This is a genomic window from Mesorhizobium sp. M7A.F.Ca.ET.027.02.1.1 (genome assembly GCF_004022985.1).
Lineage (GTDB): Bacteria > Pseudomonadota > Alphaproteobacteria > Rhizobiales > Rhizobiaceae > Mesorhizobium.
This window is the reverse complement of sequence record NZ_RZOL01000290.1, coordinates 1-7,749: the sequence shown is the minus strand read 5'-3', so window position 1 is coordinate 7,749 and position 7,749 is coordinate 1. Positions and strand designations below refer to the sequence as shown.

General features: G+C 60.2%; 6 protein-coding genes and 8 pseudogenes. 8 read left to right on the top strand and 6 right to left on the bottom strand.

The annotated features are described in order from the left end of the window. A partial coding sequence (locus EN749_RS25490; RefSeq protein WP_095521216.1) for a helix-turn-helix transcriptional regulator occupies positions 1 to 230 on the bottom strand: 230 nt, incomplete at its 3' end. A 116-nt stretch (positions 231 to 346) separates the two neighbouring features. Between EN749_RS25490 and EN749_RS25485 the strand changes: the two genes are divergently transcribed. Continuing rightward, positions 347 to 628: a DUF2285 domain-containing protein gene (locus EN749_RS25485; protein ID WP_095521215.1), complete on the top strand. Its 282-nt coding sequence runs from the start codon at positions 347 to 349 to the stop codon at positions 626 to 628. Between the two features lie 143 nt (positions 629 to 771). On the opposite strand, the pseudogene EN749_RS39015 reads toward EN749_RS25485, so the two are convergent. Beyond that, a pseudogene (locus tag EN749_RS39015) lies at positions 772 to 954 on the bottom strand (DUF2285 domain-containing protein); the annotation flags it as partial. Between the two features lie 123 nt (positions 955 to 1,077). Here EN749_RS39015 and EN749_RS25475 point away from each other — a divergent pair. Together EN749_RS25475 and EN749_RS39010 are read left to right on the top strand one after the other, a co-directional pair. Next, positions 1,078 to 1,393 (top strand): annotated as a pseudogene (locus EN749_RS25475) (transposase); the annotation flags it as partial. A 263-nt stretch (positions 1,394 to 1,656) separates the two neighbouring features. Further along, positions 1,657 to 2,083, top strand: a pseudogene (locus EN749_RS39010) (IS110 family transposase); the annotation flags it as partial. Positions 2,084 to 2,402: 319 nt separating this feature from the next. Here the strand turns inward: EN749_RS39010 and EN749_RS25465 are convergent. Further along, a pseudogene (locus EN749_RS25465) lies at positions 2,403 to 2,683 on the bottom strand (transposase); the annotation flags it as partial. Between EN749_RS25465 and EN749_RS25460 the strand changes: the two are divergent. Both EN749_RS25460 and EN749_RS39005 read left to right on the top strand, forming a co-directional pair. Then, positions 2,660 to 3,067 (top strand): annotated as a pseudogene (locus tag EN749_RS25460) (IS21 family transposase); the annotation flags it as partial. The pseudogenes EN749_RS25465 and EN749_RS25460 overlap by 24 nt on opposite strands. A 110-nt stretch (positions 3,068 to 3,177) precedes the next feature. Next, positions 3,178 to 3,483, top strand: a pseudogene (locus EN749_RS39005) (IS110 family transposase); the annotation flags it as partial. Between the two features lie 304 nt (positions 3,484 to 3,787). On the opposite strand, the gene EN749_RS25450 reads toward EN749_RS39005, so the two are convergent. Continuing rightward, the gene (locus EN749_RS25450; protein ID WP_095521213.1) at positions 3,788 to 4,018 is read right to left on the bottom strand and encodes a helix-turn-helix transcriptional regulator; all 231 of its coding nucleotides are present in this window, start codon (positions 4,016 to 4,018) and stop codon (positions 3,788 to 3,790) included. Positions 4,019 to 4,132: 114 nt separating this feature from the next. Between EN749_RS25450 and EN749_RS25445 the strand changes: the two are divergent. Then, a pseudogene (locus EN749_RS25445) lies at positions 4,133 to 4,323 on the top strand (hypothetical protein); the annotation flags it as partial. 56 nt (positions 4,324 to 4,379) lie between these two features. Here the strand turns inward: EN749_RS25445 and EN749_RS25440 are convergent. Then, a pseudogene (locus EN749_RS25440) lies at positions 4,380 to 4,583 on the bottom strand (transposase); the annotation flags it as partial. A 139-nt stretch (positions 4,584 to 4,722) separates the two neighbouring features. Next, complete coding sequence (locus tag EN749_RS25435) at positions 4,723 to 5,076, bottom strand: hypothetical protein (protein WP_128364202.1); 354 nt, start codon at positions 5,074 to 5,076, stop codon at positions 4,723 to 4,725. A gap of 318 nt (positions 5,077 to 5,394) precedes the next feature. Here EN749_RS25435 and EN749_RS25430 point away from each other — a divergent pair, with 318 nt between their 5' ends. Both EN749_RS25430 and EN749_RS25425 read left to right on the top strand, forming a co-directional pair. Next, positions 5,395 to 6,678, top strand: coding sequence for an acetyl-CoA carboxylase biotin carboxylase subunit family protein (locus EN749_RS25430; RefSeq protein WP_128364201.1), 1,284 nt, complete (start codon positions 5,395 to 5,397; stop codon positions 6,676 to 6,678). A gap of 134 nt (positions 6,679 to 6,812) precedes the next feature. Then, a partial coding sequence (locus EN749_RS25425) for an IS110 family transposase (protein WP_128364203.1) occupies positions 6,813 to 7,749 on the top strand: 937 nt, incomplete at its 3' end.

Here is a 7,749-nt window from a genome sequence, read left to right as displayed (position 1 = left end):
GTCCGGAGGCTCAATAGAATCTCGCACGGATCAGCGCCAAGCACCGCAGTTACGTCGAGAAACTCGATGATGTCGAGACGCCGCTCTCCACCCTCATACTTCGCCACGAAGGATTGCGGCCGACCAAGTTTCTCAGCCACCTGCGCCTGGGTCAGGCCTTTGGCCTTGCGCAGCGATATCAGCTGGGCCAGAAACCGCTGGTGGCGGGGAGTTCGAAGCGATTTGGGCATGTAGGTGAACCGGTCAAGTAAAGACCGGCTCAGCGACTAATCCCGGTTCCGGATTATCCCATTTTGGGATATGCTTCCTTGAATCCAGCGATCAACATGCGAGGTTCGCGGCAGACATGAATCAATCAACGGGAACCGACGGGACTCAAAGCTCAACACTGCGCGACGAAGCCCCCTGGTCGGAGAGCCTCACGAGCTATGACAGGCAGCATTTTAAGGTCTATCTGAGGATTATCGACGCCTCCGCCGACGATGCCAGCGAAGAGGAGATGGCGCTGCTCGTCCTCGGCATCGATCCGGTGCGAGAACCTGACCGTGCCCGAAAGGCGGTTCGCAGCCATCTCGATCGGGCGAATTGGATGGTTACGACCGGATACAAGGAACTGTTCACGCGTTGACGGTCCCCAGGGTGACCCTTCCGACCACCTTCAGGCGAGGAAGTCTCGATATCCACGATCCATGAGGAGGTGACCGCGCCGGACGGTACTGCGGATGCGATCGCGAAGGTGTTGCGCGGATCCGTCCAGCAGGCATGGACGCGTTGCCAGCCCAACAAGGCCGCTGCGATTTCTTGGTGCGATGCACCTCCGAGCGAGCCGTCGAGCGCCTGGAGGACAAAGTGCAGGCGGCTGCCGGGCGCGTCGGGCGGAAACAGGCTGTCGGAAAGTTGTCCAGTCGTGTGAAGAGCATTGAGGCATTCGAACGCATTCAACTGCTGCCTCATCCGATCGGCGAGCCAGATCGCGTCGACGGAAAAGCCGAACGGGGTGCAAAGCGTCGCGCTTTCCAGGACGAGCTGGAAACCCGGATGAGCATCTCGCAGCACGACGTCCTGCCGACCGTCAGCCGGGAAAGCCATTCGAACTGGCGTGCGTTGGTGGCAGGGCTTAAGCAGCGCGGGCTCGCCGGCGTCGAGTTTGTCGTCTCCGACGGCCATCCGGGCTCAGGCCAGCGATCCGGGAAGTCCTGCGCGAGGCAGTCTGGCAGCGCTGTTACGGGCACTGCCGCTGCCGCATCACAATCACATGAAGTCGACGAACATGCTGGAGCGGCTCAACCAGGAGATCAAGCGGCGTACCCTGGTCGTCGGCATCTTCCCCAGCCAGCAGAGCTGTCTGCGGCTGGTTCGGGCACTGGCGGTGGAGATCCACGAGAACTGGATCTGGCTCGGGGAACGAGCCGCATCATGCAATCGGGCTCAGAAAATGGATACCGCAAACCAACGGACCAAAAAAGGGGAGCCAGCCTTGACACCCCTTATATAAGCTCCTTGAAAGCCCGGTGCGGCGCGATAATCCGTTGCGCCGCACCCGTTCCCGCGTGATCAGCCGTCTGAAAAATGCACTTGGCTAAAGGCCAATGGTACGGACCCCGCCCTCCAAGCGAGGTGAAATCTCGACCGCCAACTGCAGCGAAGGAGGATCTCATGCAGATCGTTCGAATAGGTCTGGATCTAGCGAAATAAGTCTTCGAAGTTCACGGTGTCGACTGCCACGGGAAAGTCGTCGTGCGCAAAAACGCTACGCCGCGATGCGGTAGCCCGCTTCCTCGCCAATCTGCCACGATGTCTGGTCGGCATGGAGGCATCGAACGGAGCGCATTATTGGGCAAGGTGCTTTCCGATCTCGGCCATGAGGTTCGGCTGATCAGCCTCAGTTCGTGACACCATACGTCAAGTCCAACAAGAATGACCGGAATGACGCTGACGCGATTTGCGAAGCCGCTGGCCGGCCGACGATGCGTTTTGTTTCACCGAATCAGCCGATCAATTGGCAATTCAAGCGGATCATCGCATTCGCAGCCGTCTGGTTGCAGATCGGGTCAAGCTCATCAATCAGGTTCGTGGGCTTCTAACCAAGCAATGCCCGCGGGCCGTTGTTGATATTACGGGGAGCAGCGACGATGTCTCAATGAATTGGTGCGGGTGCTGATACGAGAAGTGCAAACGGAGTTGGCCGAATTGGACAAACGCATTGCATCCTATGATCGCCGGGTTCGGCAGTTCTTTCGCAACAGCGAATTATGTCAGCGGCTTGGAAAGCTAAGGCATCGGCCCTGTGACCGCGACAGCCTTGATCGCGGCCGTAGGTTATCGAACTTGCTCAAGAACGGCCGCCAGTTTGCGGCATTCTCGTGCCGAAACAACGATCCAGTGGAGGGCGAGCCCGCCAAAGAGGCGCAATAGAGGTCGCCCATCGCCCGCCTATGGCGACCAGTTCCCGCACGCTGGGCAGGTTCTCCAGCCGGTACATGGTCGATTGGGAGGCCAGATCCCAACCCGACGGCAGCGCATCCTGGGCCATCTTGAAGAAGGCATCGGAGCGCAGCCAGTTCGCGTCGCTGCCGTCCTCGTAGCCGGCGGCGATCATCTTCATGCGAAAGCCGATCGTGTCGGCCAAGCTGTGGGCGGTCTTGTCCCGACAGCGCGGATCAAGAACGCGGTCCGCGATGCGCTACTAATGCGCGGCACCATGGACTTCGACGATCTCGGCTCCTACCGCGCCTTCATCGATGAGATCGTCAGCCGCCGTAATGCCGCTCATGGCAAGCGCATCCACGCCGAGCGCCCGCATTTGCAGGAACTTCCCGACCGCCGCGCCACCGACTTCGAAGAGGTGGTCGTCACGGTGTCACGCACAGGCGGCTTCACCTTGCGCAAGGTCGTCTACACTGTGCCTTCCCGCCTGATCGGACATCGGCTTCGCGTCCGGCTGTTCGATGATCGCCTCGAGGTCTTCATCGGCGGGACGCATCTGATGACGTTGCCCCGAGGACGCGGCCATGCCCACGGCCGGCACGACCAGGTCGTCAATTACCGGCACGTCATCCCGAGCTTGAAAGCTCTTGCAGAAGAAGATTTGGACCCGATCCGCAGAATCACCATACGGGCCCGCGGCTTTTGAAAGGTCGCGACGAAAGGCCCGAGAGAAGAACGCACTCGATCACGGTGGGCACGCTCACGAGGCTGACCAACCAGTTTCGCGCCATTCTGCTGGAGCGCGGCACGACTATCGCACAGGGACGCCGCAAGCTCGAGCAGGCTGTGGAGGCATTGCTCGCCGATCCGGACTTCATGGCCGGCAGCCGAATCGCTTGCGGAGATGTGGGAGGAATGGCTTGATCTCGACCGCCGAAGGCTTTGGATCGGGAGTTCGTCGAACTGGCCCGCACCGATGCAGCCGCTCGGCGCCTGACGTCGATCCCCGGTATCGGAGTTCTCAATGCCACCGCTCTGGGCGCCGCAGTAGGGGATGGTGACCAAATTGGTGGCAGCCAGGATAGCCATGGATGCGGGCTGCGGAATGCCCATCGCCACAGGAAAGCCTTACCCGCTCGCCGCGATCGAGAATGGTGGGCCATCAACATGGTTCTTCCGTCCGCCATAGGCAGGGATCCCTGCGACACCTATGCCAACTGCGCACCCTGGATGATGGGTCGTGCGCCGTTATTCGGACGGCCGCTGTCAGCAGCCGACAGACTGACGGACGGCCGAGACCGCCTGAGGCTGCCGAAGGGCAAGCGGGCTCGGTTCACCGCTGCAAGGCGCGGACGCCCCACTATACCTGGAAGCTGGGCAGAATCTCGCACGGGTCAGTGTCAAGCGCCGCAGTGACGTCGAGAAACTCAATGACATCGAGACGCCGCTCTCCACCCTCGTATTTGGCCACGAAAAATTGCGGACGGCCAAGCTTCTCGGCCACCTGCTCCTGGGTCAGGCCTTTCGCCTTGCGTAAGAAAATTAGCTGGCCCAGAAACCGGTGGCGGGGCGATCGAAGAGATTTTGGCATGCAGGTGAACCGGTCAGTTAAAGACCGGCTCACCGACTAATCCCGGGTTTGGATTGTCCCATATTGGGATAGACTGCTTAACTCCAGCACAGGCAGGCGAGGTTCGCAGCAGTTATGATTCGACCGACCGAAACCGGTGAGATTAAAAGCTCAACTCTGTCCGACGAAGTCCCCTGGTCGGAAAGCGTTACGGCCTCAACAACGCGCACTTCACGACATACATGAGGCCCCTAGACGCTTCCGCCGACGACGCGAGCGAAGAAGAGATGGCGCATCTGATCCTCGGCATTGATCCGGCACGCGATGGCCGCGCGCAGGTCTGGTGCCTGGCCCGTTGAAGGCCCGGCGAGCTGCGGCGCGCAAGCCCCTTTTGGTCGTCGGCGATGATCAGTTTCACACCGCGCAGGCCGCGATCGGCGAGAGACCACAGGAAGTCGGTCTAGAACGTCTCGCCCTCGGCCGGGCCGGTGGCGAGCCCAGCACCTCGCGCTTCCCGCCATCGTCCACCGCGATGGCGATTTTTCGCGGCACGACTGACGATCTTCCCGCCCTCGCGCACCTTCACCTAGATACCGTCGATCCCGCCTCTCCCTGGCGATCGCCGATACCGACAGGCCCTGCCGATGCAAATCCAGTATCATCATCATCTCCCTGATCTTGATCACCGAAATCCCTCTCCCGACCATCGGGAGAAACATCGCCGATCATGCGCCGCCGGTCTTCCGGAGCGCGCTCCGGGAGACCGGCGACCGCGCTATTCTGGGAAGATTCAAACGGCACTTCTGGGGAGCATTGAGCCGGCATCGACACTCGGGAAGTAGCTTCCCTTGGGCAGCTTCGAGGATGTCCAGAGCGATCCAGGCCGCACGGGTGTCCCAGTCCCAGTCGCGATATCCGTTCCGCTGCACCTCCCGCAGCGGCGAGCGCGCCTTCGCCCGCCGCGCTTCCCGCGTCCGGTTCCATGATCCGCTCGGCCGCAAGTGCCAGCATGTTCCGCACGAGGTCGCCAGCGGCCTGCTTCTCAACAGCTCGATCAGCGCCATTTTGTCATCGGTCATCGTCATCTCCGTTTCAGGTTTCAGACGTTGCAACCTAAACCTTCTCGAAGATCGGCGATGACCGCAGAGTCACGGTCGGCGCGCTGCGCTACGTCGACGGCTCCACGCGGCCCTCCTACACCATCAGCCGCGGGCTGTGCCACCGTCGGCAACCAAGAGGTTGCAACGGATCGTTCAAATAACTTTACAGATTCTTTTGCAACCGCGGACCGCTGACGATGCTAGGTTCACCGCAAGGTCTGAAGGCAGGCGTGAATATGAGCCAATGCCGATTTTACGTTCGGACCGCCGCACAGCACGCAACGGAGATCATCGCCAATGGCAAGAAGAGCGCTCATCCTGGTTGAAGGCACAAGGAGCAATGGTGTGCTATACGTGAAAGCTGCCCAGCGTCTTGGTCTTCATCCAATTACCCTGTCGGTTGATCCAGCTCAGTACGACTATCTTGCGGCGGAAGGAAGTGAGGCAATCCGTGTCGATACAGGCAATCTCGATGCGCTGATCGGCGAATGTTCCTGGCTGCGTGCTACCTATGACATTACTGGCATTACTGGCCTCGCGGGCGACGACGAGTCGGTCTCTACGACGGTTGGCAAGCTCTGCCGGCACTTCGGTCTGCCGGGACCGGACCCCGCATCGATTGAAGGATGCTGCGATAAATTCACTCAACGTCAGCTTCTCGCGGAGGCTGGCGTTCCAATACCTGCTTATCGCGTGGCAGTGAATGCGACGGAGGTAGAAAGCTTTGCCGCTGAGATCGGCCTGCCGGTGGTTGTTAAGCCAGCCGTGGGCAGCGGCAGCATCGGTGTCCGATTGTGCCGCGATGTCGATGAATTAGCCGAACATTCGACCTATTTGTTGGGCGGGAAGCACATATGGCGTTCCTCGCCGAGGGTACTGGTCGAGGAATTCGCACAAGGTCCACAGTATTGCGCTGCAATAATGGGAAATGAGGTCGTTTGTATTTCAGCCCTTGATTTCGGCCCCCCACCGCATTTTGTCTATCTTGGCGGGACCTATCCAGCCCCGCTGACTGAAGACGAGCATGGGCGTATTGCCGATGTGTCGCTGAGCTGTTTGCGAGCTCTCGGGCTTGGCTGGGGGCCAACGAATGTAGAACTGCGGTGGACCAAGCGTGGCCCAGTCGTCATTGAGGTCAATCCGCGTCTTGGTGGCAGTGTTCAAACGATTGAGGCGGCTTACGGTATCGATCTGGTCACCGAACACATCAAGCTCGTGATCGGCGAGGAATGGAATTTGCACAAGAGGCATTCGCATATTGCGACCGCCCGGCTCCTGATTCCTGATCGCGATGGTATCCTAGATTGGGTCGATGGCGATAGTCGAGCGGCTGCCATACCAGGTGTCGTCGAAGCGAAATTGTATATCAAACCCAAGACGCCGATCGTCAGGAAAGGCGATTACCGAGACTACATCGGATATGTCCTCGCCGCTTCACCCAGCCGCGCTCGGACAAAGGCAATAGTTCAGCGTGCCGTTGACTCAATTCATTGGTCAATCACACCATTTCCGATCGAACATGAACAATCAGCGGCCTCTCATGTCTCCGCACCTGCGCAGGTGCCCTCGGGTGAAGGGTGATCATCGCCGAACATTGGGGCAATTGAGAGCACGAGAGAGACGGGGCTTCTGACAGGATCGTCAGCAAGGAAAACATCAGCCGCATGTCCGTGCTCGGGCGGGCCGAGCCGATCCTCACCACAGGAGGACGAGCCGTGGCGGATTATAGAGAAGCATTTGTCGGAATCGATGTTGCGAAGCTGAAGAACGCTTTTGCAATTGCGGAGGCAGGCCGGGAAGGAGAGGTTCGGTTCTTCGGTGAGGTCGACGCGTCGGTGACCAGCATGCGGCGGGTCATAGGCCGGATCGCCAGCCGCTTTGATTACGTGCATTTCTGCATTGAGGCTGGGCCGACCGGGTACGGCCTTTATCGCCTGATCCGGTCGCTCGGGCACGAGTGCACGGTGGTTGCACCATCATTGATACCGAGGAAGCCCGGCGATCGGGTGAAGACGAACCGTCGAGACGCCATTTCCCTTGCCCGGCTATTGCGCGCCGGCGAGCTGACCGCGGTGTGGGTACCCGATGAAGGGCACGAGTCCATACGGGATCTTGTTCGCGCGCGGGCGGCCGCGGTCGAGACGCTGCGGGTCCATCGCCAGCAGGTGAGCGCATTCATGCTCAAGCACGGCCGTAGCTATCCGCGAAAGAAGAGCTGGACGATGCGCTATCTACGCTGGCTTCAGGAACAAAGGTTCGATCATCCCGCGCATCAGATCGCACTCCAGGAGATGGTCGAGGCGGTGCGCGTGTCGAAAGAGCGGGTCGAGCGGCTGGAGCGTGTGATCGAAGAGTTCGTCCCGGCCTGGTCGCTGGCACCGATCGTGTGGGCGCTTCAGACATTGCGTGGGGTAGACCTGATTGTCGCCGTGACGTTCGTCACCGAAGTCGGCGACGCCAGCCGGTTCGAAAGCCCACGCCAGCTCATGGGATATCTCGGTCTGGTTCCCGGCGAGCGCTCAACCGGGGAGACAGTCCGGCGCGGCGGCATCACAAAGGCAGGCAACGGTCGGGTTCGCCACATGTTGGTCGAGAGCGCCTGGACCTATCGACATCCGCCCAAGGTCGGGAAGGCGAAGCTATACCGATTGG